25 protein-coding genes are annotated in these 25387 nt (G+C 60.1%); 8 read left to right on the top strand and 17 right to left on the bottom strand.

Features of this window, described 5'->3' with window-relative positions; genetic code table 11:
* Positions 1 to 3: 3 nt before the first annotated feature.
* Genes phnE through phnD form a run of 3 tightly spaced genes read right to left on the bottom strand, consistent with a single transcriptional unit; the run spans position 4 to position 2479 of the window.
* Positions 4 to 822: a phosphonate ABC transporter, permease protein PhnE gene (gene phnE, locus H8B20_RS14180; protein ID WP_047301684.1), complete on the bottom strand. Its 819-nt coding sequence runs from the start codon at positions 820 to 822 to the stop codon at positions 4 to 6.
* 2 nt (positions 823 to 824) lie between these two features.
* Positions 825 to 1616, bottom strand: a complete 792-nt coding sequence (gene phnC / locus H8B20_RS14175; RefSeq protein WP_042559523.1) for a phosphonate ABC transporter ATP-binding protein — start codon at positions 1614 to 1616, stop codon at positions 825 to 827.
* Complete coding sequence (gene phnD / locus H8B20_RS14170) at positions 1613 to 2479, bottom strand: phosphonate ABC transporter substrate-binding protein (protein WP_080963929.1); 867 nt, start codon at positions 2477 to 2479, stop codon at positions 1613 to 1615. The genes phnC and phnD overlap by 4 nt, the downstream gene beginning before the upstream one ends.
* Before the next feature lie 109 nt (positions 2480 to 2588).
* Between phnD and H8B20_RS14165 the strand changes: the two genes are divergently transcribed.
* The 3 genes from H8B20_RS14165 to map all read left to right on the top strand — a co-directional run bounded on the left by H8B20_RS14165 (position 2589) and on the right by map (position 4526).
* The gene (locus tag H8B20_RS14165) at positions 2589 to 3446 is read left to right on the top strand and encodes a LysR substrate-binding domain-containing protein (protein WP_210623550.1); all 858 of its coding nucleotides are present in this window, start codon (positions 2589 to 2591) and stop codon (positions 3444 to 3446) included.
* Positions 3447 to 3510: 64 nt separating this feature from the next.
* On the top strand, positions 3511 to 3738 hold the full coding sequence (locus H8B20_RS14160; protein WP_042559521.1) for a ParD-like family protein: 228 nt from the start codon (positions 3511 to 3513) through the stop codon (positions 3736 to 3738).
* On the top strand, positions 3735 to 4526 hold the full coding sequence (gene map, locus H8B20_RS14155) for a type I methionyl aminopeptidase (protein ID WP_210623548.1): 792 nt from the start codon (positions 3735 to 3737) through the stop codon (positions 4524 to 4526). Before H8B20_RS14160 ends, map begins: the two co-directional genes overlap by 4 nt.
* A 221-nt stretch (positions 4527 to 4747) precedes the next feature.
* On the opposite strand, the gene H8B20_RS14150 is transcribed toward map, so the two are convergent.
* The 5 genes from H8B20_RS14150 to ribBA form a co-directional block, all read right to left on the bottom strand.
* Positions 4748 to 5902, bottom strand: a complete 1155-nt coding sequence (locus H8B20_RS14150) for an ABC transporter ATP-binding protein (protein WP_210623546.1) — start codon at positions 5900 to 5902, stop codon at positions 4748 to 4750.
* 17 nt (positions 5903 to 5919) lie between these two features.
* A complete protein-coding gene (locus H8B20_RS14145; RefSeq protein ID WP_047301679.1) occupies positions 5920 to 6729 on the bottom strand; it encodes an ABC transporter permease in 810 nt (269 codons plus the stop codon).
* Positions 6730 to 6735: 6 nt separating this feature from the next.
* A complete protein-coding gene (locus H8B20_RS14140) occupies positions 6736 to 7683 on the bottom strand; it encodes an ABC transporter permease (RefSeq protein ID WP_042559517.1) in 948 nt (315 codons plus the stop codon).
* Positions 7680 to 8705: an ABC transporter substrate-binding protein gene (locus tag H8B20_RS14135; RefSeq protein ID WP_042559516.1), complete on the bottom strand. Its 1026-nt coding sequence runs from the start codon at positions 8703 to 8705 to the stop codon at positions 7680 to 7682. Before H8B20_RS14135 ends, H8B20_RS14140 begins: the two co-directional genes overlap by 4 nt.
* Before the next feature lie 303 nt (positions 8706 to 9008).
* Positions 9009 to 10118, bottom strand: a complete 1110-nt coding sequence (gene ribBA / locus H8B20_RS14130) for a bifunctional 3,4-dihydroxy-2-butanone-4-phosphate synthase/GTP cyclohydrolase II (RefSeq protein ID WP_210623544.1) — start codon at positions 10116 to 10118, stop codon at positions 9009 to 9011.
* 69 nt (positions 10119 to 10187) lie between these two features.
* Here ribBA and H8B20_RS14125 point away from each other — a divergent pair, with 69 nt between their 5' ends.
* Complete coding sequence (locus tag H8B20_RS14125; protein ID WP_210623543.1) at positions 10188 to 10484, top strand: DUF1330 domain-containing protein; 297 nt, start codon at positions 10188 to 10190, stop codon at positions 10482 to 10484.
* A 123-nt stretch (positions 10485 to 10607) separates the two neighbouring features.
* Here the strand turns inward: H8B20_RS14125 and H8B20_RS14120 are convergent, their stop codons facing one another.
* The 7 genes from H8B20_RS14120 to H8B20_RS14090 all read right to left on the bottom strand — a co-directional run bounded on the left by H8B20_RS14120 (position 10608) and on the right by H8B20_RS14090 (position 15947).
* Complete coding sequence (locus tag H8B20_RS14120) at positions 10608 to 11171, bottom strand: NUDIX hydrolase (RefSeq protein WP_210623541.1); 564 nt, start codon at positions 11169 to 11171, stop codon at positions 10608 to 10610.
* A 1-nt stretch (position 11172) separates the two neighbouring features.
* Positions 11173 to 11937 carry a GntR family transcriptional regulator gene (locus H8B20_RS14115; protein WP_042559512.1) on the bottom strand — a complete coding sequence of 255 codons (765 nt, stop codon included), beginning with the start codon at positions 11935 to 11937 and terminating at the stop codon, positions 11173 to 11175.
* Between the two features lie 58 nt (positions 11938 to 11995).
* Positions 11996 to 12385, bottom strand: a complete 390-nt coding sequence (locus tag H8B20_RS14110; RefSeq protein WP_210623539.1) for a carboxymuconolactone decarboxylase family protein — start codon at positions 12383 to 12385, stop codon at positions 11996 to 11998.
* 130 nt (positions 12386 to 12515) lie between these two features.
* Entirely contained in the window at positions 12516 to 13001 is a 486-nt protein-coding gene (locus tag H8B20_RS14105; RefSeq protein ID WP_115147070.1) for a flavin reductase family protein, read from the bottom strand.
* A gap of 12 nt (positions 13002 to 13013) precedes the next feature.
* Positions 13014 to 14495: an aldehyde dehydrogenase gene (locus tag H8B20_RS14100; RefSeq protein ID WP_047301669.1), complete on the bottom strand. Its 1482-nt coding sequence runs from the start codon at positions 14493 to 14495 to the stop codon at positions 13014 to 13016.
* Positions 14492 to 15325 (bottom strand): alpha/beta fold hydrolase, encoded by an 834-nt coding sequence (locus H8B20_RS14095; RefSeq protein ID WP_210623537.1) that lies wholly within the window; start codon positions 15323 to 15325, stop codon positions 14492 to 14494. The genes H8B20_RS14100 and H8B20_RS14095 overlap by 4 nt, the downstream gene beginning before the upstream one ends.
* A gap of 31 nt (positions 15326 to 15356) precedes the next feature.
* A complete protein-coding gene (locus H8B20_RS14090; RefSeq protein WP_098964278.1) occupies positions 15357 to 15947 on the bottom strand; it encodes an amino acid synthesis family protein in 591 nt (196 codons plus the stop codon).
* A gap of 462 nt (positions 15948 to 16409) precedes the next feature.
* On the opposite strand from H8B20_RS14090, the gene H8B20_RS14085 reads away from it, so the two are divergent.
* Positions 16410 to 17453, top strand: coding sequence for a WD40/YVTN/BNR-like repeat-containing protein (locus tag H8B20_RS14085; protein ID WP_042559507.1), 1044 nt, complete (start codon positions 16410 to 16412; stop codon positions 17451 to 17453).
* Entirely contained in the window at positions 17450 to 19834 is a 2385-nt protein-coding gene (locus H8B20_RS14080; protein ID WP_042559506.1) for an efflux RND transporter permease subunit, read from the top strand. The genes H8B20_RS14085 and H8B20_RS14080 overlap by 4 nt, the downstream gene beginning before the upstream one ends.
* Positions 19835 to 20095: 261 nt before the next feature.
* Here the strand turns inward: H8B20_RS14080 and H8B20_RS14075 are convergent, their stop codons facing one another.
* Together H8B20_RS14075 and H8B20_RS14070 are read right to left on the bottom strand one after the other, a co-directional pair.
* A complete protein-coding gene (locus H8B20_RS14075) occupies positions 20096 to 20815 on the bottom strand; it encodes a FadR/GntR family transcriptional regulator (protein ID WP_210623535.1) in 720 nt (239 codons plus the stop codon).
* Positions 20816 to 21000: 185 nt separating this feature from the next.
* Positions 21001 to 22737 (bottom strand): IlvD/Edd family dehydratase, encoded by a 1737-nt coding sequence (locus tag H8B20_RS14070; RefSeq protein ID WP_210623533.1) that lies wholly within the window; start codon positions 22735 to 22737, stop codon positions 21001 to 21003.
* A 193-nt stretch (positions 22738 to 22930) separates the two neighbouring features.
* On the opposite strand from H8B20_RS14070, the gene H8B20_RS14065 reads away from it, so the two are divergent.
* Both H8B20_RS14065 and araD1 read left to right on the top strand, forming a co-directional pair.
* A complete protein-coding gene (locus tag H8B20_RS14065; RefSeq protein ID WP_210623531.1) occupies positions 22931 to 24253 on the top strand; it encodes an MFS transporter in 1323 nt (440 codons plus the stop codon).
* 134 nt (positions 24254 to 24387) lie between these two features.
* Positions 24388 to 25380: an AraD1 family protein gene (gene araD1, locus H8B20_RS14060; RefSeq protein WP_210623529.1), complete on the top strand. Its 993-nt coding sequence runs from the start codon at positions 24388 to 24390 to the stop codon at positions 25378 to 25380.
* Positions 25381 to 25387: the final 7 nt, after the last annotated feature.

The raw sequence follows: 25387 nt of genomic DNA, 5'->3' as shown, positions 1-25387 counted from the left end.
GCTCTAGTGATTAGAACCGCTCTGGATTGCGGCGCGCAGCCGACTGGATACCGCATCGGCGACGATCACCATGAAGGTGATGACGATGATGCAGGTGGCGGTTTCCTGATATTTGAACAGCTTGAGGCTGCTCACCAGTTCGAATCCGAGGCCACCGGCGCCGACCATGCCGAGCACCGTGGCCGAGCGCAGATTGACTTCGAAACGGTAGAGAATCACCGCGATCCATGCGGTAATGACTTGCGGCAAGACGCCAAACACGATCACTTGCAAGGGCCGGGCGCCGGTTGCCTGCAACGCTTCAATCGGACCTTGATCGATCTCTTCGATGCTCTCGGCAAAGAACTTGCCGAGCATGCCCACACCGTGCAACGCCAGCGCCAGCACACCCGGGAACGGGCCAAGGCCAACTGCCGAGACGAAGATCAGGGCGAGGATCAACTCGTTGATGCTGCGGGTAAAATTGAGTGCCTGGCGGGTGGCGTGAAACACCAGCCGATTACGGCTCAGGTTGCGCGCTGCGAGAAACGACAGCGGAATCGCCAGCAGCACACCGAGCAACGTGCCCCAGATGGCGATCTGCAGGGTTTCCACAGCGGGTGCCAACAAGCGCGGCAGGATACTCAGGTCTGGCGGGAAGGTTCGCGAGAGGAAGTCGCCGATCTGCGGCAGTCCCGCAGCCAGTTCGCCCAGGCTGAGTTGGGCGCCTTGGGCGCTCCAGTTCAGCGTCCACAGCACGATCAGGACGACGGCGCCGACGGTCAGCCAACTGCGTGTGCTGCGGGGCCGGTCGCCCACCCACTGATAGTTGTTCGATTGCATGTTCAGGCCCTCGATGCGGCGCAGTAGGTCAGGTTCGGGGTCGCAGTGTCTGCGGACAATTGCGTGGATGGCTGCGGGTAGATCCGCGCCAGATCGGCATCGGTCATGCTCGAAGCCTTGCCATCGAACACCAGATTGCCGTGAGCGAGGCCGACCACGCGGTCGCCGAATTCGCGGGCATATTCGATCTGATGCAGATTGCACAGCACGGTGATGCCCAGCTCGCGAGTGGCATCGCGCAGGTACTGCAGCACCAGTCGCGCAGTTTTCGGGTCGAGGCTGGCAATCGGTTCATCGGCCAGGATCACTTGCGGTCGTTGCGCCAGGGCACGAGCAATCCCCACTCGTTGCTTCTGCCCGCCGGACAGCGAATCGGTGCGCTCGCCAGCCTTGTGCGCCAGTTCGACGCGCTCCAGGCATTGCATGGCCAACGCCACGTCGTCACGCCGAAACAGCTGAAAAATCGAGGCGAGGGTACCGACCGATCCGAGGCGACCGGTCAGCACGTTCTTCAAGACACTCAGGCGCGGCACGACATTGTGGTGCTGGAAAATCATTGCCACTTCTCGGCGCAAAACGCTGGTGTCGGGGCAGCCGAGGGCGTCGATACCGGCCACGCTCAGCGTCCCGCTATCGGCCTGCGCCAAGCGGTTGATGCATCGCAGCAAGGTCGATTTCCCGGCGCCGGACTGACCGAGTACCACGACGAATTCACCAGCAGCGACCTCAAGATCAATTCCGCGCAAAACCGGGTTGCTGCCGTAGTGTTTGGTCAGTTGGCGGATGCTGATCATTTCATGCTCCGCAAATCGAGATCGAGCACCTTGGCGGTGTCGCGCACCACGTCGTAAGCCGCGTCAGTGGTGGGCTGAAAGCCATTAAGTACGCCCTGATCACCCCACGGTACGTCTTTGATCGATGCCAATGCGTCGGCGATTTTCTTCTTCAATTGCGGATCGAGCGCCTTACGCCAGACCATCGGCGATTCCGGGATCGGCTTGGAACTCCAGACCACTTCGAAGTCATCCTGCTTCACCACACCCTTGGCCACAGCGCTGGCGAAGATGCGGTCGGCGACGGCGGCGGCATCCACCTTTTTGTTCTCGACGGCGAGGATGCTGGCGTCGTGGGAGCCGGAGAAAATTACCCGCTTGAACAAGGTGTCCGGGACAAAACCGGCTTGCTCAAGTCCGGCCTTGGGGAACAGATGCCCAGAGGCGGAGCTTGGATCTACGAAGGCGAAGGTATGGCCTTGCAGATCAGCCAGCGAGTGAATGCCGCTGTCCTTGCGCGCCAGAATCACGCTTTTGTAAGCGCTCTGACCGGTCTTCTTGGTGACCGCCACGGAGAACGCTTCGACATCCGCCACTGAGGTCGCCAGCACATACGAGAACGGGCCGAGATAGGCAACGTCGAGTTTGCCCGAGCGCAGCGCTTCGATGATGCCGTTGTAGTCGGTGGCTACGAACGGCACCACCGGCATGCCGATTTTGCTTTGCAGATCGTCGAGCACTTGTTTGCTCGCCTCGATCATCGCCTGGGAGTCTTCAGACGGGATCAGGCCAATGGTCAGTTTGTCCTTGGCCCAGACCTGGCTGGCGCTCAGGGCGAGTACGGTAAGGCTGACGACACGCAGAAACTGGTTGATTGTTTTCATGGCATTCCACGGTGTGGTTGGGAGTTGCCACAGGCTAGGTCTGTCACGTGACAGTCATTCAATCAATTCAATATGGGAAACAGCAGCTAACTATTGATGGAGTCTATGGATGTCGAGCGCCAAACTGCGGGCTTTTCTGGCCGTCGCCCGTCACGGCAGTTTTAGTGCCGGGGCGCGGGCTTGCGGGCTGACTCAGCCGACCTTGACCACTCAGGTGCAAAGCCTGGAGCGTCAGCACAATGTCGAGCTTTTTCATCGACGCGGACGGCGGATCGAGCTGTCGGATGTCGGCCGGCAATTGCTGCCGATTGCCCAGCGCATCGCCTTGCTGGAACTGGAGGCGCACAACCTGATGCGCGACTCGGGGCGGCTCGACAGCGGCCAGCTCAAGCTGGGGGCAGTGGGGCCGTTTCATGTGATCGAGATGGTCGACACCTACCTGCAACAGCACCCGAACATCGACGTGTCGATCCGCGTGGGCAACTCGGCGCAGGTGTTGTCCGATCTGGAAAACTACGTGACCGACATCGCGGTGTTGGCCGGGCGTCAGGATGACCCGGGGTTGTGTGCGGTGCACTACGCGCGGCACGCGATCATTCTGTTCGCGCACCACGAGCATCCGTTGGCCAACCGTGGCAGCGTGCGCCTGGAGGAGCTCGAAGGTCAGCGCTTGCTGCAACGCGAACCGGGCTCGACCACCCGTTTGGTGCTGGAGCAGGCATTGCACGCGGCGCAGGTCAGACCGCGTATCGCCATGGAAATCGGCAGCCGTGAAGCACTGCGTGAAGCCGTGGTACGCGGCCTGGGCCTGGGGGTGGTGTCGGAGGCGGAATTCATTGCCGACCCGAACATCCGCGTGATTCGCATCGAAGGCGCGGCGCTCTACACCGAGACCTATCTGTATTGCCTGGCCGAGCGGCGTTCGAGTCGGCTGATCTCTTCGTTTTTCGACGCGGCGCTGGCTTGATTTGCAATTCTTGCTGATGCTTAGCTAATATACGAACCATATACACTTCGTATCGGATTTCGCTATGGGCATCGTAAAGATTTCAGAGGACATGCACGAGAACCTGCGCATTTCCAGCAACGCACTCAGCCGCTCGATCAACGCGCAAGCCGAGCACTGGATGCGCATCGGCATGCTCGCCGAACTGCATCCCAACCTCGACCACAGCGCGATCTGCCGTTTGCTGATTCGTGCTGAACAAAACGGCGGGCTGGACCTGCAACAACTGACTCAGGAAGACGTCACGGCATGAGAAACCAGATCAAGATCAACACCCCGACCGACATCGCTCAATCGCGCGCCGCCGGCAAACTCGCCGCGCAAGTGCTGGCGATGCTGGTGCCGCATGTCAAGGCAGGCGTCACCACCGATGAACTGGATCGGTTGTGCAACGACTACATCGTCAATGTGCAAAAAGCCATTCCCGCCAATGTCGGCTATCACGGTTTCCCGAAAACCGTGTGCGCCTCGGTCAACGATGTGGTGTGCCACGGGATCCCGTCGGGCACGCCGCTCAAGGATGGCGACATCGTCAACCTCGACATCGCCGTGATCAAGGATGGCTGGTTTGGCGATACCAGTCGCATGTATGTGGTCGGGGAGGCGACGCCTGAGGCGCAGCACCTGATCAAAACGACGTACGACGCCATGTGCGCGGGCATTCGCGTCGTAAAACCGGGCGCGACTTTGGGCGATATCGGCCACGCGATCCAGAGCCTGGCGGAGAAAGAAGGCTTCAGTGTGGTGCGTGAGTATTGCGGCCATGGCATTGGCAAGGTTTATCACGATGAGCCGCAGATCCTGCATTACGGCTTCCCGAATCAGGGCATGAAGCTCAAGGCCGGGATGATTTTCACGGTTGAGCCGATGCTCAATGCCGGTAAACGTCACGTGAAAAACATGGCGGATGGCTGGACGGTGCTGACCAAGGATGGCTCGTTGTCGGCGCAGTGGGAGCATATGGTGGCGGTGACGGAGACTGGGTTTGAGGTGCTGACGGCGTGGCCGGATCAGATTGAAGGGTTTGCGCCGATCAGGTGATACCCCGTCGCCTGCTCGCCCCTCACCCTAACCCTCTCCCGGAGGGAGAGGGGACTGACCGAGTTGCCCGGCGTCAGATATCGACCTGAAAGATTGGCGGTGAATATGGATTCACTGCAGAACTTTCAGGTCGACGTACTTCTTCAATATCCCCGGATCTGCTCCCTCTACCTCTGGGAGAGGGCTGGGGTGAGGGGGTAAATCCCGCAGACAACACGCTATCAGTGAGCGCCAGCTGCCTTGTTCAGATCGCTTTCAGTCCATTCGGTATAGACGCAGGCGTCGGCGGTGGCCCAACGCACCCGCACCGCATCGCCGGCCTTGAGCGGCATGCCCGCCGCCGACAACGCCTTCACCGTCATCGATGTGCCACCCGAAGTGACCACGCTGCAAGTCTGGCTCTCGCCCAGGAACAGCACTTCCACCACCTTCGCTGAAACTTCATTCCATCCCGCCGCCAACGGTTCATCGCTCGCCTGCTGCACGCTCAGCGCCAGCGCCTTTTCCGGGCGCACCATCAGCAACACATCCTGATCGGTGTGCAAACCGGCCGTCAGCCGAATCGACAACGATTGCCCCTCAAAACTCGCCGCCGCGTTGCCCTGCGCCTTGAGCTTGAGGAAGTTCGAGTTGCCCAGAAACGACGCAACAAACGCATTCGGCGGATTCTGATAAAGGTCATACCCGCTGCCCAAACCGACAATCTTGCCGTGACTGAAAATCGCGATGCGCTGCGACAAACGCATCGCCTCTTCCTGATCGTGGGTGACGTAGACGATGGTGATGCCCAGACGCCGATGCAACTGGCGCAGTTCATCCTGCAAATCTTCACGCAGCTTTTTGTCCAGTGCACCCAGCGGTTCGTCCATCAGCAGAATGCGCGGCTCGTAAACCAGTGCACGAGCAATCGCGACCCTTTGCTGCTGGCCACCGGACAGTTGCGAAGGGCGGCGATGGGCGAACTGTTCGAGTTGCACCAGTTTCAACATCGCATCGACACGCCGTTCGCGTTCGGCAGTCGCGAGTTTGCGGATCGCCAACGGGAACGCAATGTTGTCGCGCACCGACAGATGCGGGAACAGCGAATAACGCTGGAACACCATGCCGATGTCGCGCTTGTGCGGCGGCACGTTGACCAGCGACTGACCGTTGACGAGGATCTCGCCGCTGCTCGGCGTTTCGAAGCCCGCGAGCATCGACAGTGTGGTGCTTTTGCCAGAGCCGCTGGAGCCGAGGAAGGTGAGGAATTCACCGTCCTTGATGTCCAGCGAGATGTTGTCCACGGCAGCAAAGTCGCCGTAGTGCTTGTTCAGGTTGCGCAGGCTGACCAGGGGTTTGTCGTTCTGCTGGGATGCGTCTTTGATCACGGCACTCATGTCGTACTCCTGGGCGCTCAGGCGCTGATTTGATTGCGCCGGCGCAGGGCGGCGGCGATCACCATGACCAATACCGACAGGCCGATCAGCAGCGTCGAAGCGACGGCGATCACCGGTGTCAGGTCTTGACGCAGGGTGGTCCACATTTTTACGGGAAGGGTTTGCAGCGTCGGGCTGGCCATCATCACGCTGAGCACCACTTCGTCCCACGAAACCAGGAAGGCGAAGAGGGCGCCGGCGACCATGCCCGGACGAATCGCCGGGAACGTCACCTTGAACACCGCTTGCAGGCGTGAGGCCCCACAGATCACCGCTGCGTCTTCAATCGACTGATCGAACAGCTTCAACGAGTTGATGATCGAGATGATGGTAAACGGCAGCGCGACGATCACATGGCTGACGACGAAGGCGAACATCGTCCCGGTGTAACCGAGCTTGAGAAACAGCGCGTACACCGCTACCGCGATAATCACCAACGGTACGATCATCGGCAGGGTGAACAGGCCGTAAAGCATTTCGCGGCCGGGGAAGCGCCCGCGCACCAAGGCAAACGCCGTTGGCAAACCGAGGGCCACGGCGCAGATCGTCGTCAGTACCGCGACCTTGAGGCTGGCCGCTGCGGCGTTCATCCAGTCGGGGTTGGAAAAGAACTGGCCGTACCATTTCAGCGTCCAGCCCGGTGGCGGGAACACCAGCCACTGCGATGAACCGAACGACAGCAGCACGATAAAGACGATCGGCAACAGCAGAAACAAACCGATCAGCCCGGTGGTGGCGTAGAGGCCGAAACGCATGCGCCGGCTCATTGCGTTGGGAGTCAGGAGCATGTCGGCTTACCTCGCGTTACTGGCGCCAACCGGGGATTCCGGCTGAAGCTTCAGGTAGAAGTAGAACAGCACCAGCGTGATCGCGATCAGCAACGCGGCGCCGGCACTGGCCAGGCCCCAATTGAGGAACGATTGCACCTGCTGAATGATGAACTCCGGCAGCATCATGTTTTGCGCCCCGCCGAGCAGCGCCGGGGTGACGTAGTAACCGAGCGACATCACGAACACCATCAAGCCGCCGGACGCCAGACCTGGCCGGCACAGCGGCAGGAACACCCGGAAGAAGTTGGTCCAGGGACTGGCGCCGCAGATCGAGCCGGCCTGCAGGATCATCGGATCGATGGCCTGCATGGTCGCCTGCAACGGCAGCACGATGAACGGGATCATGATGTAGCTCATGCCGATCACTACGCCGGTGAGGTTGTGCACCATTTCCAGCGGCTGATCGATGATGCCCATTGCCATCAAGGCTTTGTTGATCACCCCTGAAGCTTGCAGCAGCACCAGCCATGAATAGGTGCGAGCAAGGAGGCTGGTCCACATCGACAGCAGCACGATGTTGAGAATCCAGCGCCCCCAGCCGCGCGGCACCAACGTGATCGCCCAGGCCAGCGGGAAGCCCAGCAGCAGACTGAACACCGTTACCAGCCCGGCCACCGAAAAGGTGTTGAGCAGCACGCGGGCGTACGCCGAGTTGGCGAACAGTTGTTCATAGTTGCCCAGGCCAGGCACGGGTTCCAGAACGCCGCGCAACAGCAGGCCAATCAGCGGCGCAAGAAAGAACAGGCCGAGGAACAGCAGCGCCGGGAGGAGGTTGCCGGCACCGCGCCAGCGTTGTTTGAGGGACTCGGCTTGCGGCATCGCAATCGCCTTTTTGCCTTCGGCCGAGCCGGCAGCGCGGGCGGCGCTCCCGGTGGCAGTGGAGGGACGGGACGCAGTGGCCGCCATTTTCATTTGACCAGCCATTCGTTCCACCGTGTCGCGATGGCCGGACCGTTCTTGGCCCAGTACGCGAAATCAAGAGTGATCTGATCCTTAGCGTAGGCAGTCGGCAGGTTGGGGGCCAGCGTCGAATCCAGACGCTCCACACTGTCGAGGTTGACCGGGGCGTAGGCAGTCAGGTTGGAGAAGTCGGCCTGGCCCTTGGCGCTGCTGGCGTTGGCCAGAAACTTCATCGCCGCGTCCTTGTTTTTCGAGCCTTTGGGAATGACCAGAATGTCGGCCATGACCAGGTTCTGTTTCCAGCTCACGCCAACCGGGGCGCCGTCCTCTTGCAGAGCATGAACGCGGCCGTTCCAGAACTGGCCCATGCTCGCTTCACCGGACGCCAGCAGTTGCTGCGACTGCGCGCCGCCGCCCCACCAGACGATGTTTTTCTTGATGGTGTCGAGTTTTTTGAAGGCGCGATCCAGATCCAGCGGATAGAGCTTGTCGGCAGCTACGCCATCGGCCAGCAGCGCCAGTTCGAGTACGCCGGGGCTTGGCCATTTGTACAGGGCGCGTTTGCCGGGGTAGGTCTTGGTGTCGAACAGGGCGCTCCAGTCCTGCGGCTTGTTGGCGCCGAGTTTGCTCTCGTTGTAGCCGAGAACGAAGGAGAAGAAGAACGAGCCCACGCCGTGATCGCTGACAAAACGCGGGTCGATTTTGTCGCGCTGGATGACGTTGAAATCGAGGGGTTCGAGTAGGCCTTCAGCTGCGGCGCGCAGGGCGAAATCGGCTTCAACATCGACCACGTCCCATTGCACGTTGCCGCTTTCAACCATGGCTTTGAGTTTGCCGTAGTCGGTCGGGCCATCCTGTACGACGGTGATGCCGCTGGCTTTGCTGAACGGATCAGCCCAGGCCTGTTTTTGTGCATCCTGGGTGCTTCCGCCCCAACTGACAAAATTCACGCTCTCGGCGGCCATCGCGGCCTGGCCGGTAACGCTGAGCAGTCCCGCAAAAAAGATCGCGGTTGCAGCTTTGTTCAACACCATTTTCACGCCCTCATTGTTGTGTTTTTGAGCGGGCTTGCGTTGTTGCCCGCCTGTCGGGAGCAGTAGATGGACGTTCGTGGAAGTGTCCGGTCTATGGAATATCATATTATGGTATTCCAAGTTTTGTGCAAGCACTTTGCCTGACCGGTTATCTGGCGAATCTGCTTTTTGTGGCTTGAAATGCGAAACACTGTGGGAGCGAGCCTGCTCGCGAAAGCGGTGGATCAGCCAACATCTCCAGCGACTGAACCCCTGCTTTCGCGAGCAGGCTCGCTCCCACACTGGATTTGCGGAGGTCTCGGGTTATTCGCTGAAGGGGATGCTCTCTACCACCTCCAGGTCATACCCCGTCAAACCCGCATACTTCAACGGCGGCCCCAGATGCCGCAGCTTGCCAACCCCAAGGTTCTGCAAAATCTGCGCTCCGGTCCCCACTTCAGAATAGATCCGCGATTGCGAGCGGCTGAACTGTCGTGGCGGTTGAGTCAGTTGTGGAACCCGCTCCAGCAACGCCTGCGAAGACTCATGATTGGCCAGCACCACCACAACACCATGCCCTTCTGCCGCGACCCGTTGCAGCGCCGCCCACAGCGTCCAGTTGCTTGGCCCGCTGTAGTCGGCGCCGACCAGATCGCGCAGCGGATCGATCACATGCACGCGCACCAGCGTCGGTTCTTCCCGGCGCAAATCACCCATGACCATCGCCATGTGCACGCCGCCCTCGATGCGGTCCTCGAACGTGATCAGGCGGAACGTGCCATGCACCGTCGGCAAATCGCGTTCGCCAATGCGTTCGATGGTGTGCTCGGTGCTCAAACGATGGTGGATCAGGTCGGCAATGGTGCCGATCTTGATCCCGTGCTGGCGCGCAAACACTTCCAGATCCGGGCGACGTGCCATGGTGCCATCGTCATTCATCACTTCGACAATGACCGAGGCCGGAGTAAAACCGGCCAGTCTGGCCAGATCGCACCCCGCCTCTGTATGGCCTGCACGGGTCAGCACGCCACCTTCCTTGGCGCGCAGTGGAAAGATGTGGCCGGGCTGCACCAGGTCTTCGGCGCGGGCGTCCTTGGCCACGGCAGCGGCAACCGTGCAGGCGCGGTCAGCGGCGGAAATACCGGTGGTCACGCCAACCGCCGCTTCAATCGACACGGTAAACGCGGTGCTGAACACGCTGCCATTGCTCGGCACCATTTGTTCAAGCCCTAGCCGCTGGCAATGTTCGTCGGTCAACGTCAGGCAGATCAGACCGCGTGCTTCACGGGCCATGAAGCTGATCGCGTCGGGCGTGCAACAGTCGGCGGCCAGCAACAGGTCGCCTTCGTTTTCCCGATCTTCGTCATCGACCAGCAAGACCATTTTGCCGAGGCGATAATCTGCGATGATTTCTTCGATGCTGTTGAAGGCCATGCTGGACTCTCAGTGTTTGTTGGAAATATTATTGGTATACCATAATACATAATCGAAACAGAGGTCACTATGAAGGCGTACTGGATTGCTCACGTAGACATTGCCGATCCCGACCACTACAGCCAATACACCCAGCGCGCGCCGAAGGCATTCGCCGAGTTTGGCGGGCGGTTTCTGGCCAGAGGTGGTCGCAGCGAGGCGATGGAAGGACGCAAGGCACCGCAGCGCAGCGTGGTGATCGAGTTTGATAGCTATGAACAAGCGGTGGCGTGCTACCACTCGGCGGCGTATCAAGAGGCGAAAAGTTACCGCGAGGAATGGGCGAGGGCGGAAATCATCATCGTTGAAGGCGTTGGCCCGATGTAAGCAACACCACTTCACCCTGTGGGAGCGAGCCTGCTCGCGAAGGCGGTCGTTCATTCAACATTTGTATCGACTGACCCGACGCCTTCGCGAGCAGGCTCGCTCCCACGCGGGGATAGGTGGGGATTAGCGAATGAAATGGATCTTGCCGCTGTCGTCATTGCCCACATAGATCCCGTAAACCCCGGCCTGGCGTTCCTCGATATAGCGTTCGAGGATCTGCCGGATCGCCGGGTAATAGATCTGCTCCCACGGGATGTCCTCGGGGGCGAAGAATTTATAGTCGAGGGTTTCCGGCCCGAACTGGTCGGTGATCTCCAGCGCGATGGCGCGGAAAATGATGTACACCTCACTGATTTTCGGCACGCTGAAAATCGAGTAGGGCGAGAGGATTTCCGCGCGCACGCCGCTTTCTTCCCAGACTTCACGCAGCGCGGCCTGCTCGGTGGTTTCGCCGCTTTCCATGAAGCCTGCGGGCAGCGTCCAGGTGCCCGGGCGCGGGGGAATTGCCCGTTGGCACAAGAGGTATTTGCCGTCCTGCTCAATGATGCAGCCGGCAATGATCTTCGGATTGACGTAGTGGATGAAGCCGCAACCGCGGCACATCAGGCGCTCGTGCGTATCGCCCGGCGGTACCTGCTGACCGAGATCAGGTCCACCGCATTTTGGGCAAAAGCTCGGGCTGAACATGTCAGTGACCTATACGGGGTTCTTTGAGCGGGATGGGCAGGGTGATCGGTGGCGTGCCTTTGACAGCGATGCCGGTTTCTTCCTGCTTGCGCTTGAGGTAGTCCAGAGCAACGGCAGCGGCAGCGCGAACGTGGTCCACGCAAGCCTGATGCGCCAGCAGCGGATCGCCGCTCTTGATCGCCTCGACCATTTTTTCCATTTCCTGGTTACTCGCGCCGCGACGGTTTTCCTGAGACACCGAGGTCGCGCGCAGGTAGCTGATGCGTGCCTGCAACTGACGCAATTGCGTGGCCGCGACGTGGTTGCCCGAACCTTCCAGCAGCACATCGTAGAAACCTTGTACCGAGTCGATCACTTGCTGCAATTCGCCGTCCTTGAGCGCCTTGCGGTTCTCATCGAGGGCTTTCTCCAGCGCTTTGATGTCCTTGGCTTTGGCGCGCAGGGTGAACAGCTGCACGATCAGGCCCTCCAGCACGCAACGCAGTTCGTAGATATCGACGGCATCGGCGAGGGTGATGATGGCGACGCGTGGGCCCTTGGCATCAGCGAACTCCACCAGGCCTTCGGATTCGAGGTGACGCAAGGCCTCGCGTACCGACGTGCGGCTCACGCCCAGACGATCGCACAGATCGCGTTCGACCAGGCGGTCGCCCGGCAGAAGCTGGAAGTTCATGATGGCGCTTCGCAGTTTATCCAGCACGATTTCGCGCAGGGTAACGGGGTTGCGATTGACCTTGAAGCTGTCGTCGAGTGGCAGGCGTTTCATGGGGTCCGCTCTTTACTATGGCTGTCCATGCCAGACGGGCATCAAAACAGCCGGGGGGTTAACTGGAGGCCTCGGCGTCGGCGTCGGCAAAGGCTTCGCGGGCCAGCCGGAAACTGTCCACGGCCGCCGGGACGCCGCAATAAATGCCGACTTGAAGCAGAATTTCGCGTATTTGGTCACGACTCAGGCCGTTACGCAAGGCGCCACGCACATGCAACTTGAGTTCGTGCGGTCGGTTGAGCGCCGAGATCATCGCCAGGTTGATCATGCTGCGTTCCTTGAGCGACAAACCCTCGCGACCCCAGACATGGCCCCAGCAGTATTCGGTGACCATTTCCTGCAAGGGGCGGGTGAAGTCGTCGGCGTTCTCTATTGAGCGTTGCACATAGGCTTCGCCCAATACCTGAGTGCGGATCTTCAGGCCTTTTTCGTATTTCTCATTGTTCATGATGTTCGCCTCAACTCAATCCCTGTGGGAGCTGGCTTGCCAGCGATAGCGGTAGATCACTCAACATTGATATCGAATGTGATGCCGTCATCGCTGGCAAGCCAGCTCCCACAGGGTTTATGTGAATCGGTCAGGTCAGGGCAGGCAACGCGCCCAGCTTGCCCTTGTGATAAATCATCGGCGTCACCGGTTGTGCCGGCAGAATCAGATTCTTCACCGCACCAACGATGATCGCGTGATCGCCACCATCGTATTCGCGCCACAACTCGCACTCGATGATCGCCGTAGCCTTGGCCAGAATCGGGTTGCCCAGTTCGCTCAAATGCCACTCGATGTCTTTGGCCTTGTCCTTGCCTTTACCGGCAAAGGCGTAGGCCTCGGCAGTCTGCTCGGCTGAGAGCAAGTGAATGGCGAAGCGCTTGCTGTCGCGCAAGATCGGGTAGGTGTCGGAGGCGTAATTGGGGCAGAACAACACCAATGCCGGATCAATCGACAGGGCGCTGAAGGCGCTCGCGGTGATGCCGACGATGCCGCCATCCGGGTCGAGGGCGGTGACCACCGTGACGCCGGACGGAAACGAGCTCATCACGTCTTTGTATATGCCGGGTTCGATCATGTCGCAGGTCTCCTAGCGCATCACAAACGGATCAGGCATTGGCGCCTGAGAAAGGTTGATCCACACCGTTTTCAGTTCGGTGTAGGCCAGCACCGAATCGATGCCGCTTTCGCGTCCATAGCCACTGTTCTTGAAGCCGCCAATCGGCGCCATGGCCGACACCGCACGGTAGGTGTTGACCCAGATGATCCCCGATCGCACATCCCGAGCCAGACGATGGGCACGGCCCAGATCACGGGTCCAGATGCCCGCGGCGAGACCGAACTGTGAGTCGTTGGCAATCGCCAGCGCTTGGGCTTCATCTTTAAAGCGAATAACTGATGCGACAGGGCCGAAGACTTCTTCCTGCATGATCTTCATCGAATTGCTGTCGCACTCGAACAGTGTCGGCTCATAGAACCAGCCATCACCGAGCCCCGTCGGGCGCTTGCCACCGGTACGCAAAATCGCACCTTCGGCGAGGGCATCGGCAACCAGACCTTCAACCACCGCAAGCTGCTGCGCGGTGGCCATCGGGCCCATTTCACTGCTGTCTTCCTGCGGATTGCCAATGCGAATGCGCTGGGCGCGCTCCACCAGTCGACTGACGAACTCGTCGTAGATTTCGTCCTGCACCAACAGTCGCGAGCCGGACACACAACTCTGACCGGATGCCGCGTAAATCCCGGCAATTGCCCCGTTGATCGCGCTGTCGAGGTCGGCGTCGGCGAAGATGATGTTCGGCGATTTGCCGCCCAGTTCCAGCGACAGCTTGGCGAAGTTTTCGGCACTGCTGCGCACCACATGCCGTGCCGTGGCCGCGCCGCCGGTGAAGGCGATCTTGCGGATCAGCGGATGACGGGTGAGGGCGGCGCCGGTGCTCGGGCCGTAACCGGTGACGACGTTGACCACGCCCGGCGGGATCCCGGCTTCGAGGGCCAGACGCGCCAATTCAAGAATGGTCGCCGAAGCATGTTCCGATGGTTTGATCACAATCGTGTTGCCGGCGGCGAGGGCCGGGGCGAGTTTGATCGCGGTCAGATAGAGCGGGCTGTTCCAGGGAATGATCGCGGCGACTACACCCATGGCTTCGTGAACCGTGTAGGCGAACAGATCCGGCTTATCCAGCGGCAAGGTGCCGCCTTCGAGCTTGTCGGCAAGCCCTGCGGTGTAGTGGAAAAACTCTGGCAGATAGCTGACCTGACCACGGGTTTCACGGATCAGTTTGCCGTTGTCGCGGCTTTCCAGTTGCGCCAGGTGTTCCTTGTTCTCAGCGATCAAGTCACCGAGACGACGCAGCAATTTGCCGCGTGCCGTGGCGGTCAGGCCACGCCATGCCGGGCTGTCGAACGCGGTTTGCGCCGATTGCACGGCGCGCTCGACATCCGCTTCATCGGCGTCGGGCAGCTCGGCCCAGGCTTGGGCCGTGGCCGGGTTGAGGCTTTCAAAAGTCTTGCCGGAGAGGGCATCGACCCATTCTCCGCCGATGCACATCTGGAAGCGTGCGAGCGTCATGCAACGATCCCCTTTATTTGATTTTGTCGGGAGTGCGCGAATTCGAGAAATTCCAGCAGTGTCTGGTTGACCAGACGCGGCGACTCTACGGGCATCATATGCCGTTGCTCGGGCAGCACGGCAACCTGGGCACCGGGGATGCGCAGGGCCAGTTGTTCGGCCATCTCCGGGGTCGAGCCCGGATCGAGCTCACCGGTGGCAATCAGCGTCGGCGCCTGAATGCTGGCCAGGTCGTCGGCGCGATACATGTCTTGCGTGGCGAACAGCTCGTAAGTGGTCAGGTAACCCTGCGGATCGTTGTTGGCCAGGGTTTGCCGCAACGCGGCGATCTGCGCCGGATTCGCTGCCTGATATTCACGGCTGAACCAGCGTGAAAGCGCCGCTTCGGCATTCGCGTCGGGCCCGTGTTCGGCGGCTTGCGCAGTGCGGGCGATGACACCGGCGCGCTGCTCTTCGCTGCGGTTGAACACGCTGTTGAGCACCACCAGGCTTTGCAGGCGCTGTGGGTAATGCAGGGCAAATGCCCGCGCCACCAGTCCGCCCATGGAAAAACCGATCACCGCCGCCTCAGGCAAGTTCAGGTGATCGAGCAGCTCCAGCAACTGGTCGGCATAACCGAGCAGGTTGGTGCCGCTGGCCGGTCGCGGACTCGCGCCATGGCCAAGCATGTCGTAGGCGATCACCTGATATTGGCTGGCGAGGCCGACAATCTGGCCGCCCCACATTTCTTTGTTCAGGCCCACGCCGTGGATCAAAACCACGGGCTGGCCTTGGCCGGTCGCCAGGTAACTGGTGCCAGCCGGGGTGAGTTCAGCGGTGAGCCGAATCATGGAGCGCTCCTGCTTGCCTTTTTTATTGTGATTACTGGGCTTTTTCGGCGGCCAGTTCTTCCAGATCGATGTAACGGTTACCGATGCGCGGGTGCAGACGACCACCGTCGGCGCAACCCAGCACAACGACGATTTCATCGGCACGCGGCGCGTCTTCGATCTGCATTTCCAGGGTGATGTAGTGCGAACGCTGGCCTTCGTCGTCCTTGTGCATCATCGGGATCTGAATCGAGGTACCCGGGCCGCCGCGCTTGTTGGTGAAGCTCAGGTAGCTCTTGGCCTTGACCGCTTCGCGGTAGTGGTTGCCGAAGCGCAGGGTGTGGATCACGGCGGAGGCGTGCTCGATCTCGCCATCAGCGCCGACCACAGCGGCTTTGCCGTAGGCCTCGATTTTTTCTGCGCCGCCAATGATCCCGACCAGACGCTCGACCATCAACGCGCCGAGATCGGAGCAGTTGGCGCGGATCTGCGGCTTGAGGTCTTCAACAAAGCCGTTGCCCACCCAAGGGTTTTTCATCACCACGGCGAGGCCAACCATGGTCACTGGCTTGTCGGTGGCTTTGCCGCCTTCGATGAAGGTTTCTTCGACATAGCTGACGATCTTGCGAATTTCGAAACTCATGAGCTGCTCCGGTGGGGGATTGAGAGTGTCTTCCCGTCTGATGGTATACCATAATATCTGTCGTGCAAGTCCCTCTCGTAAGATTCGCCTCATCCATCCGGCGAATGGCGCTGTATTCACCCGCCACCCCACATCCCCAATTCGCCTCAGGCCCCTGTGGGAGCGAGCCTGCTCGCGAAAGCGGTGGGTCAGCCAATAAAGAGGGTGACTGTCACCCCGCATTCGCGAGCAGGCTCGCTCCCACAATGGAAATCACTGGCAGCAGAAGCCTGTGTGCGGTTAACAAAAGATAACGTGGCGCCGATTGTCAGACGTTTCCAAAGCCCGATAGGATGAGCCAGCTTCCGAAGGGGCTCTGGATTGCGGGTTTCAGGACTATGCTTCTGACCAGCGATCGCTCGAACACCCTTGCGGCGCCCTTTAAGGCCAAATGGCCTAACAATAATAAATAGGGGAAGGTCTATGAGTCGTTGCCGCCCGCCGGCGTTACGCAACACCGCGTTGCTGGCCACAGCACTCTCGATGCTGGGCTTTGCCATATTGTCGGCACCTGTGATTGCCGCCCAGGCTCCAGCCGATGTGGTTTATGCCACCGAATCAGCCAAAGCCGCGAAAAGCCTCATTCTTGACGTCGTCCACGCTGGCGCCCGCCTGGTAGCCGTCGGGGATCGTGGGCACATTCTGTATTCCGATGACCAGGGCAAGACCTGGACGCAGGCCAAGGTGCCGAGCCGGCAGTTGCTGACGGCCGTGTATTTTGTCGACGACAAACACGGCTGGGCGGTCGGCCATGACGCGCAGATTCTCGCCAGCGAGGACGGCGGCCTGACCTGGACCAAACAATTCGAAGACCTCAAACGCGAATCGCCGCTGCTCGACGTCTGGTTCAAGGACGCCAACAGCGGCTTTGCCGTGGGCGCTTACGGCGCGCTGCTGGAAACCACCGATGGCGGCAAAAACTGGGAAGACGTCAGTGACCGCCTCGACAACGAAGACCAGTTTCACCTCAACGCCATCGCTGCAGTGAAAGACGCCGGGCTGTTTATCGTCGGCGAGTCGGGCAGCATGTTTCGCTCCGCCGACGAAGGCCAGACCTGGGAAAAACTCGAAGGCCCATACGAAGGCTCGCTCTTCGGCGTGATCGGCACTGCTCAACCGCAGACGCTGCTGGCTTACGGCTTGCGCGGCAACCTCTACCGCTCGAGCGATTTCGGCAGCAACTGGGAACAGATCGAGCTCAAAGCCGCGCGCGGAACACTGGAATTCGGCCTTTCCGGCGCTGCCTTGCTCGACGACGGCTCCATCGTCATCGTCGGCAACGGCGGTTCGGTGATCAGCAGCAGCGACAACGGCGAAACCTTCAGCGTGTTCAACCGCCCGGATCGCATATCCCTGTCGTCGGTCACCGCCGCCGGCAATGGCAACCTGATTCTGACCGGGCAGGGTGGCGTCCACACCACGCTGCCGAACGGCGCCGAGATCAATAATAAGAAGGCGGGGCTATGACTTCCTTGAACACACAAAACCAGGAAAAGGCGACGGTCCTCGAACGCCTGATTTTCAACAACCGCCCGGCTGTGATCCTGATCTGCCTGGTGGTGAGCATTTTCCTGTTCTGGCAGGCCACGTTGATCCGGCCATCCACCAGTTTCGAAAAAATGATCCCGCTGCAGCATCCGTTCATCGAGAAGATGATGGAGCATCGCAACGATCTGGCGAACCTGGGCAACACCGTGCGGATTTCGGTGGAAGCCACCGATGGCGACATCTTCTCCAAGGAGTACATGGAGACTCTGCGCCAGATCAACGACGAGGTGTTCTACATCTCGGGCGTTGACCGCTCCGGCCTGAAGTCGCTGTGGAGCCCCAGCGTGCGCTGGACCGAAGTGACCGAGGAGGGTTTCGCCGGCGGTGAGGTGATTCCGCAGAGCTACAACGGCTCGCAGGACAGCCTCGATCTGCTGCGCAACAACGTGCTCAAGTCCGGTCAGGTCGGCCGTCTGGTGGCCAACGACTTCAAGTCGAGCATCGTCGACATCCCGCTGCTGGAGTCCTACCCGGACCCGCAGGATCAGGGCAAGTTGCTGGCGCTGGATTACCGCAAGTTCTCCCATGAGCTCGAAGACAAGATCCGCAACAAGTTCGAAGCGCAGAACCCGAACATCAAGATCCACATCGTCGGTTTCGCCAAGAAGGTCGGCGACCTGATTGACGGTCTGGTGATGGTGGTGCTGTTCTTCGGCATCGCCTTCGTGATCACCCTGATTCTGCTGCTGTGGTTCACCAACTGCGTGCGCAGCACCATCGCCGTATTGAGCACGACGCTGGTGGCGGTGGTCTGGCAACTCGGCTTGATGCACTTCTTCGGCTTCGGACTCGATCCGTATTCGATGCTGGTGCCGTTCCTGATTTTCGCCATCGGCATCTCTCATGGCGTGCAGAAGATCAACGGTATCGCTCTGCAATCCAGCGAGGCGGACAACGCGCTTACGGCTGCACGACGCACGTTCCGGCAACTGTTCCTGCCGGGGATGATCGCGATTCTCGCGGATGCGGTGGGCTTCATCACGCTGCTGATCATCGACATCGGTGTTATCCGTGAACTGGCCATCGGTGCGTCCATCGGTGTGGCGGTGATCGTGTTTACCAACCTGATCCTGTTGCCGGTCGCCATCTCCTATGTCGGCATCAGCAAACGTGCCATCGCCAAGAGCAAAAAGGACGCGAACCGCGAACATCCGTTCTGGCGCCTGCTGTCGAACTTTGCCAGCCCGAAAGTTGCACCGATCTCCGTAGCCCTGGCGCTGGTCGCCTTCGGTGGTGGCCTCTGGTACAGCCAGAACCTGAAAATCGGCGACCTCGACCAAGGCGCGCCGGAGTTGCGTCCTGATTCGCGCTACAACAAGGACAACAACTTCATCATCAGCAACTATTCGACCAGTTCCGACGTGCTGGTGGTGATGGTCAAGACCAAGGCTGAAGGCTGCTCACGCATTGAAGCCATGGCGCCGATCGATGAGCTGATGTGGAAGATGCAGAACACCGAGGGCGTGCAGTCGGCGATCTCGTTGGTGACTGTGTCCAAGCAGATGATCAAAGGCATGAACGAGGGCAACCTGAAATGGGAAACCCTGTCGCGCAATCCGGACGTGCTGAACAACTCGATTGCCCGTGCTGATGGTTTGTACAACAACAGTTGCTCGCTGGCGCCGGTGCTGGTGTTCCTCAACGACCACAAGGCGGAAACCCTTGATCGTGCGGTACATGCGGTGCAGGAATTCGCCAAGGACAACAACAAGGACGGCCTGGAATTCATCCTTGCGGCGGGTAACGCCGGCATCGAAGCGGCCACCAACGAAGTCATCAAACAGGCCGAGTTGACCATCCTGATCCTGGTGTACATCTGTGTGGCGGTGATGTGCATGATCACCTTCCGTTCATGGGCGGCGACCCTGTGCATCGTGCTGCCGCTGGTGCTGACTTCGGTACTCGGCAACGCGCTGATGGCGTTCATGGGCATCGGTGTGAAAGTGGCGACGTTGCCGGTGGTGGCGCTGGGCGTGGGTATCGGCGTCGACTACGGGATCTACATCTACAGCCGTCTGGAAAGTTTCCTGCGTGCCGGTCTGCCGTTGCAGGAAGCCTATTATCAGACCCTGAAATCTACCGGTAAAGCGGTGCTGTTCACCGGTCTGTGCCTGGCCATCGGCGTGTGCACCTGGATCTTCTCGGCGATCAAGTTCCAGGCCGACATGGGCCTGATGCTGACCTTCATGCTGCTGTGGAACATGTTCGGTGCGCTGTGGCTGCTGCCGGCACTGGCGAAGTTCCTGATCAAGCCAGAGAAACTGGCGGGGCAGAAGGGCAATTCGCTGTTTGCGCATTGATCTGAAGGGCTGAAATGAAAAAGCCGCAACCTTAGGGTTGCGGCTTTTTTTGTGGATCAGGATCAAGAGCCCCTCACTAGCCCTCTCCCGGAGGGAGAGGGGACTGACCGAGGGGTGCGTCTTGATACATCGACCTGAGTTACCGAGTCGATTATGGATTCAAAGCAAATCGTTCAAGTCGGCGTAAATCTCAAATATCCCCCCAATCGGTCCCCTCTACCTCTGGGAGAGGGCTAGGGTGAGGGCAAGCGATCTAAAGCCTTAAGAAAGCTCAGCCCCCAACACAACACTCAACGCACTGCGCGCATCATCCAGCTGCACCAACGTTGCATGCCGAGCACCCAGCGCATCGCGATTTTCAATGGCCGTCAGAATCGCCTTGTGCCGCGGCAACGCCAATTCATGCAGATTCGGCCGCTGATTCGAATGCTTCAGCGCCTCGGCAATCGCCACCGACAGCATGTTGCACAGGTTCGCCAACAAATCATTGTGCGTCGCGTCGGCAATCCGGCTGTGAAAGTCCAGGTCCGGTTGCAGCAGTGCTTCCGGCGTCGGCGCCGCTTCCATGCGTTGGTAGGCTTCGCCGATGGCGGCAATGTCGGCTTCGGTTGCATGCTGGGCGGCGAGGGCGGCGGCGGCAGGTTCGATGATGCTGCGCACGCTGGTCAGCACGTTGAAAAACTCATTCTGCGGGCTGCTTTGCATCAGCCAGTGCAGCACGTCCGGGTCGAGCATGTGCCATTCGCGGCGCGCCTTGACCACCGTGCCGACGCGCGGCTTCGAATACACCAGACCCTTGGCCACCAACACCCGCGTGGCTTCGCGCAACACCGGCCGGCTGACCGCGTACTCCTCGCACAACAAGGCTTCGGCGGGCAGTTTGTCATCGGGCAAAAAGCGTCCGGAGACGATCTGCTTGCCCAATTCCTGGACAATGCGCGAGTGCATGCTTTTGCGGTCGGAAGGTTTACGGTAATCCATGGGGGGCGGCGCGATCCTGAGCGATGGAGATGCCGCGCATCATAGCAGGCACGGCACAATCTTGAGGCAGACACAGAAACCAAATGTGGGAGCGAGCCTGCTCGCGAAGGCGGCATATCAGTCAAATAGATGTCGACTGACACTCCCTCTTCGGAGCAGGTTCGCTCCCACAGGGGACGGCGGTGTTAGTGAGAGTGGCGGGGTACTTCCGCCCCACGGCAACCGACCAGGAAGTCAAAGTCACAGCCCTGATCCGCCTGCAACACATGGTCGATGTACAGCTGACGATAACCGCCCACCAGCAACTGTTGCGGTGGTTGCAGATCGGCCATGCGCGCCGCCAGTTCGGCATCCGGAATGTCCAGGTGCAAACGGCCAGTGGCGCAATCGAGTTCGATCCAGTCGCCTTCCTTCACCGCGGCCAACGGCCCACCGGCTGCCGCTTCCGGCGCCACGTGCAAAACCACCGTGCCGTACGCCGTGCCGCTCATCCGCGCATCGGAAATGCGCACCATGTCGGTCACGCCTTGTGCCAACAGCTTGGCCGGTAGGCCCATGTTGCCGACTTCGGCCATGCCCGGATAACCCTTCGGCCCGCAGTTCTTCATTACCAGAATCGAGTTGGCATCAACATCCAGTTCCGGATCATTGATTCGCGCTTTGTACATGTCGAAGTTCTCGAACACCACTGCACGACCGCGATGCTGCATCAGTTCGGCGCTGGCGGCGGACGGCTTGAGCACCGCACCCAGCGGCGCGAGATTACCGCGCAGCACGCAGATACCGCCGTCTGCACGAATCGGATTGTCGAGCGTGCGGATCACTTCGTCTTCGCCATAGATCGGCGCGTCCTTGGTGTTCTCGCCGATGGACTTGCCGTTGACGGTCAGGGCATCGGGATGCGGAATCAGGTTGGCTTCACCGAGGCGACGCAGCACGGCTGGCAAGCCACCGGCGTAGTAAAACTCTTCCATCAGGAAACGTCCGGACGGTTGCAGATCGACGATGGTCGGCATGCCGCGGCCGATGCGGGTCCAGTCGTCCAGATCCAGCTCGACGCCAATGCGTCCAGCGATGGCTTTCAAGTGAATCACGGCGTTGGTCGAACCACCGATGGCAGCGTTGACGCGAATGGCGTTTTCGAAGGCTTCCTTGGTCAGGATTTTCGACAGTTTCAAATCCTCGCGAACCATCTCCACCGCCCGCATGCCGGACATGTGCGCCAGCACATAACGCCGCGCATCCACCGCTGGAATTGCCGCGTTGTGCGGCAGCGAAGTGCCCAGTGCTTCGGCCATGCACGCCATGGTCGACGCCGTGCCCATGGTGTTGCAGGTGCCCGCCGAACGCGACATTCCGCCCTCGGCCGCGAGGAAATCGTCGATGGTGATGGTGCCAGCCTTGACCTGTTCGCTGAGCTGCCAGACCACGGTGCCGGAGCCAATGTCCTTGCCCTTGTGCTTGCCGTTGAGCATCGGCCCGCCAGTGACGACGATGGCCGGCACGTCGCAACTCGCTGCGCCCATGAGCAGCGCCGGAGTGGTTTTGTCGCAACCGGTCAGCAGCACCACGCCGTCAATCGGGTTACCGCGGATCGCTTCCTCAACGTCCATGCTCGCCAGGTTGCGGGTGAGCATGGCGGTCGGGCGCAGGTTGGATTCGCCGTTGGAGAACACCGGGAATTCCACCGGGAAGCCACCGGCCTCGATCACCCCGCGTTTGACGTGCTCCGCGATCTGGCGGAAATGCGCGTTGCACGGGGTCAATTCCGACCAGGTGTTGCAGATGCCGATGATCGGCTTGCCATGAAACTGGTGGTCGGCGATGCCCTGATTCTTCATCCAGCTGCGGTACATGAAGCCGTTCTTGTCGGCCGTGCCAAACCATTGGGCGGAGCGCAGGGTGGGTTTCTTATCAGACATGATCGATTCTCTTATTGTATGACTATAGTGTTCCAGCGATGGCCTAACATAAGCTCAAATTCGACGGTTTGGAAGTGTTGTTGGGTAATTAGTAATACTATATAGTCGTTTTCGACGGAGGGATGGCCCTGGCGGTTTTCCGCGAGAGGCGTCCCCCGAGGTTCTATAAAAACAACAATCGGAGACCGATCTCATGAGCCAGGAATTGCGCCTGATACGGCGCATCACACTGAAACTGATTCCCTTCCTGATCCTGCTGTACCTGATCGCCTATGTGGATCGCTCCGCCGTCGGCTTCGCCAAGCTGCACATGGGCGCCGACATCGGCATCGGCGATGCGGCCTATGGCCTCGGTGCCGGGCTGTTCTTCATTGGTTATTTCCTGTTCGAAATCCCCAGCAACCTGATGCTCGAACGCTTCGGCGCACGGCGTTGGTTCGCGCGGATCATGATCACCTGGGGCGCGATCACCATCGGCATGGCTTTCGTCCAGGGCCCGCACAGCTTCTATGTCATGCGCTTTTTGCTCGGCGCGGCAGAGGCAGGGTTCTTCCCCGGGGTTCTTTACTACATCACCCAATGGTTCCCGGTGCGCCATCGCGGCAAGATCCTCGGGCTGTTCATTCTTTCGCAACCGATCGCCATGATGATCACCGGTCCCGTGTCCGGCGGTTTGCTGGGCATGGACGGCATTCTCGGCCTGCACGGCTGGCAGTGGCTGTTCATCGTCATCGGCACCCCGGCGATCCTGCTGACCTGGCCGGTGCTGCGCTGGTTGCCTGACGGTCCGCAACAGGTGAAGTGGATGGATCAGGCCGAGAAAGACTGGCTGACCGGTGAGCTGAAAAAGGATCTGCAAGCGTACGGCCAGACCCGTCACGGCAATCCTTTACATGCGCTGAAAGACAAACGCGTGTTGCTGCTGGCGCTGTTCTATCTGCCAGTGACCCTGAGCATCTACGGCCTCGGTTTGTGGCTGCCGACGTTGATCAAACAGTTCGGTGGCAGCGATCTGGTGACCGGATTCGTATCGTCGGTGCCGTACATCTTCGGAATCATCGGCCTGCTGATCATCCCGCGCAGTTCCGATCGCATGAACGATCGCTACGGGCATTTGGCAGTGTTGTATGTGCTGGGCGCGATTGGCTTGTTCCTCAGTGCCTGGCTCTCGTCGCCGGTGGCGCAACTGGCGGCGCTGTGTCTGGTGGCGTTTGCACTGTTTTCCTGCACGGCGGTGTTCTGGACCTTGCCGGGGCGATTCTTTGCTGGTGCGAGTGCGGCGGCGGGGATCGCGCTGATCAACTCGGTGGGCAACCTCGGCGGCTACATCGGGCCGTTCGTGATCGGGGCGCTGAAGGAACACACCGGCAATCTGGCTTCGGGGTTGTACTTCCTGTCGGGGGTGATGGTGTTTGGTTTGATTTTGACTGGCGTGGTGTATCGCGTGCTGGAGCGTAAGCACGTGTTGCCGCCCGACCAGTTTGCCGCGAGTGCACGCGGTGCCACACGCACCTGACACGCCCCTGTGGGAGCTGGCTTGCCAGCGATGGCGGCGGCACATCCAACATTGATGTGTCTGACCGATTGCTATCGCTGGCAAGCCAGCTCCCACAGGGATCTGCGGTGTTTTTGAAGGAATAGGAGAAAAACATGCATCTGGTTCAATTCGAATTGAGTAACGGCGAACGCCGCGTCGGCGTGGTCGAAGGCGCTGTGGTGCGCGAAGTGCAGGCCGCCCGCAGCGTGCGTGATCTGGCCCTGGCCGCCATCGAAGCCGGCGGCACTCTGGAGCAACAAGTCAAAACCCTCGGCCTGGGCAGCGGCCACGACTATGCGCAGTTGCTCAAAGACCTGCGCATTCTGCCGCCGCTCGATCACCCGGACCCGGCGCACATGCTCGTCAGCGGCACCGGTCTGACGCATCTGGGCAGCGCCTCGGCCCGCGACAAGATGCACCAGCAGGCCGGTGACGAAACCGCGATGACCGACACCATGAAAATCTTCAAATGGGGCGTCGAGGGCGGTAAGCCGGCGGCGGGGCAGGCCGGTGTTCAGCCGGAATGGTTCTACAAGGGCGACGGCAGCGTCGTCGTGCGTCCCGGCGAAGCCTTCCCGTTACCGCCGTTTGCCGAAGACGCTGGTGAAGAACCGGAAATGGCCGGCCTGTACATCATCGGCCACGACGGCAAGCCGTATCGCCTGGGGTTCGCCGTCGGTAACGAGTTCTCCGATCACGTCATGGAGCGCAAGAACTACCTGTACCTGGCCCACTCGAAATTGCGCAGTTGCAGTTATGGTCCGGAACTTCGCGTCGGTGAGCTACCCCAACACCTTGCGGGCACCAGCCGCATCCTGCGTGACGGTGAAGTGCTGTGGCAGAACGAGTTCCTCAGTGGCGAGGCCAACATGTGCCACAGCCTGGCGAACCTCGAATACCACCACTTCAAGTACAGCCAGTTTCTGCGCCCGGGCGATGTGCACATTCACTTTTTCGGCACCGCGACCTTGTCGTTCGCCGATGGCATTCGCACCCAGCCGGGTGACGTTTTCGAAATCAGCCAGGCCGAATTCGGCGCACCGCTGATCAATGGCATCGCCCCGGTTCAGGGCGTTTTCGAACCGGACAGCATCGGCACCCTTTAAGGAGATC

Source organism: Pseudomonas sp. P42, assembly GCF_017973755.1.
GTDB classification, from domain to species: Bacteria; Pseudomonadota; Gammaproteobacteria; order Pseudomonadales; family Pseudomonadaceae; genus Aquipseudomonas; species Aquipseudomonas iridis.
Note: the sequence above shows the minus strand (reverse complement) of the source record. Positions and strands in the feature narration are given on the sequence as shown.

Coding starts and splice junctions, on each gene's coding strand:
- phnE (WP_047301684.1), bottom strand. CDS start 822: ATGCAATCGAACAACTATCAGTGGGTGGGCGACCGGCCCCGCAGCACA.
- phnC (WP_042559523.1), bottom strand. CDS start 1,616: ATGATCAGCATCCGCCAACTGACCAAACACTACGGCAGCAACCCGGTT.
- phnD (WP_080963929.1), bottom strand. CDS start 2,479: ATGAAAACAATCAACCAGTTTCTGCGTGTCGTCAGCCTTACCGTACTC.
- H8B20_RS14165 (WP_210623550.1), top strand. CDS start 2,589: ATGTCGAGCGCCAAACTGCGGGCTTTTCTGGCCGTCGCCCGTCACGGC.
- H8B20_RS14160 (WP_042559521.1), top strand. CDS start 3,511: ATGGGCATCGTAAAGATTTCAGAGGACATGCACGAGAACCTGCGCATT.
- map (WP_210623548.1), top strand. CDS start 3,735: ATGAGAAACCAGATCAAGATCAACACCCCGACCGACATCGCTCAATCG.
- H8B20_RS14150 (WP_210623546.1), bottom strand. CDS start 5,902: ATGAGTGCCGTGATCAAAGACGCATCCCAGCAGAACGACAAACCCCTG.
- H8B20_RS14145 (WP_047301679.1), bottom strand. CDS start 6,729: ATGCTCCTGACTCCCAACGCAATGAGCCGGCGCATGCGTTTCGGCCTC.
- H8B20_RS14140 (WP_042559517.1), bottom strand. CDS start 7,683: ATGAAAATGGCGGCCACTGCGTCCCGTCCCTCCACTGCCACCGGGAGC.
- H8B20_RS14135 (WP_042559516.1), bottom strand. CDS start 8,705: ATGGTGTTGAACAAAGCTGCAACCGCGATCTTTTTTGCGGGACTGCTC.
- ribBA (WP_210623544.1), bottom strand. CDS start 10,118: ATGGCCTTCAACAGCATCGAAGAAATCATCGCAGATTATCGCCTCGGC.
- H8B20_RS14125 (WP_210623543.1), top strand. CDS start 10,188: ATGAAGGCGTACTGGATTGCTCACGTAGACATTGCCGATCCCGACCAC.
- H8B20_RS14120 (WP_210623541.1), bottom strand. CDS start 11,171: ATGTTCAGCCCGAGCTTTTGCCCAAAATGCGGTGGACCTGATCTCGGT.
- H8B20_RS14115 (WP_042559512.1), bottom strand. CDS start 11,937: ATGAAACGCCTGCCACTCGACGACAGCTTCAAGGTCAATCGCAACCCC.
- H8B20_RS14110 (WP_210623539.1), bottom strand. CDS start 12,385: ATGAACAATGAGAAATACGAAAAAGGCCTGAAGATCCGCACTCAGGTA.
- H8B20_RS14105 (WP_115147070.1), bottom strand. CDS start 13,001: ATGATCGAACCCGGCATATACAAAGACGTGATGAGCTCGTTTCCGTCC.
- H8B20_RS14100 (WP_047301669.1), bottom strand. CDS start 14,495: ATGACGCTCGCACGCTTCCAGATGTGCATCGGCGGAGAATGGGTCGAT.
- H8B20_RS14095 (WP_210623537.1), bottom strand. CDS start 15,325: ATGATTCGGCTCACCGCTGAACTCACCCCGGCTGGCACCAGTTACCTG.
- H8B20_RS14090 (WP_098964278.1), bottom strand. CDS start 15,947: ATGAGTTTCGAAATTCGCAAGATCGTCAGCTATGTCGAAGAAACCTTC.
- H8B20_RS14085 (WP_042559507.1), top strand. CDS start 16,410: ATGAGTCGTTGCCGCCCGCCGGCGTTACGCAACACCGCGTTGCTGGCC.
- H8B20_RS14080 (WP_042559506.1), top strand. CDS start 17,450: ATGACTTCCTTGAACACACAAAACCAGGAAAAGGCGACGGTCCTCGAA.
- H8B20_RS14075 (WP_210623535.1), bottom strand. CDS start 20,815: ATGGATTACCGTAAACCTTCCGACCGCAAAAGCATGCACTCGCGCATT.
- H8B20_RS14070 (WP_210623533.1), bottom strand. CDS start 22,737: ATGTCTGATAAGAAACCCACCCTGCGCTCCGCCCAATGGTTTGGCACG.
- H8B20_RS14065 (WP_210623531.1), top strand. CDS start 22,931: ATGAGCCAGGAATTGCGCCTGATACGGCGCATCACACTGAAACTGATT.
- araD1 (WP_210623529.1), top strand. CDS start 24,388: ATGCATCTGGTTCAATTCGAATTGAGTAACGGCGAACGCCGCGTCGGC.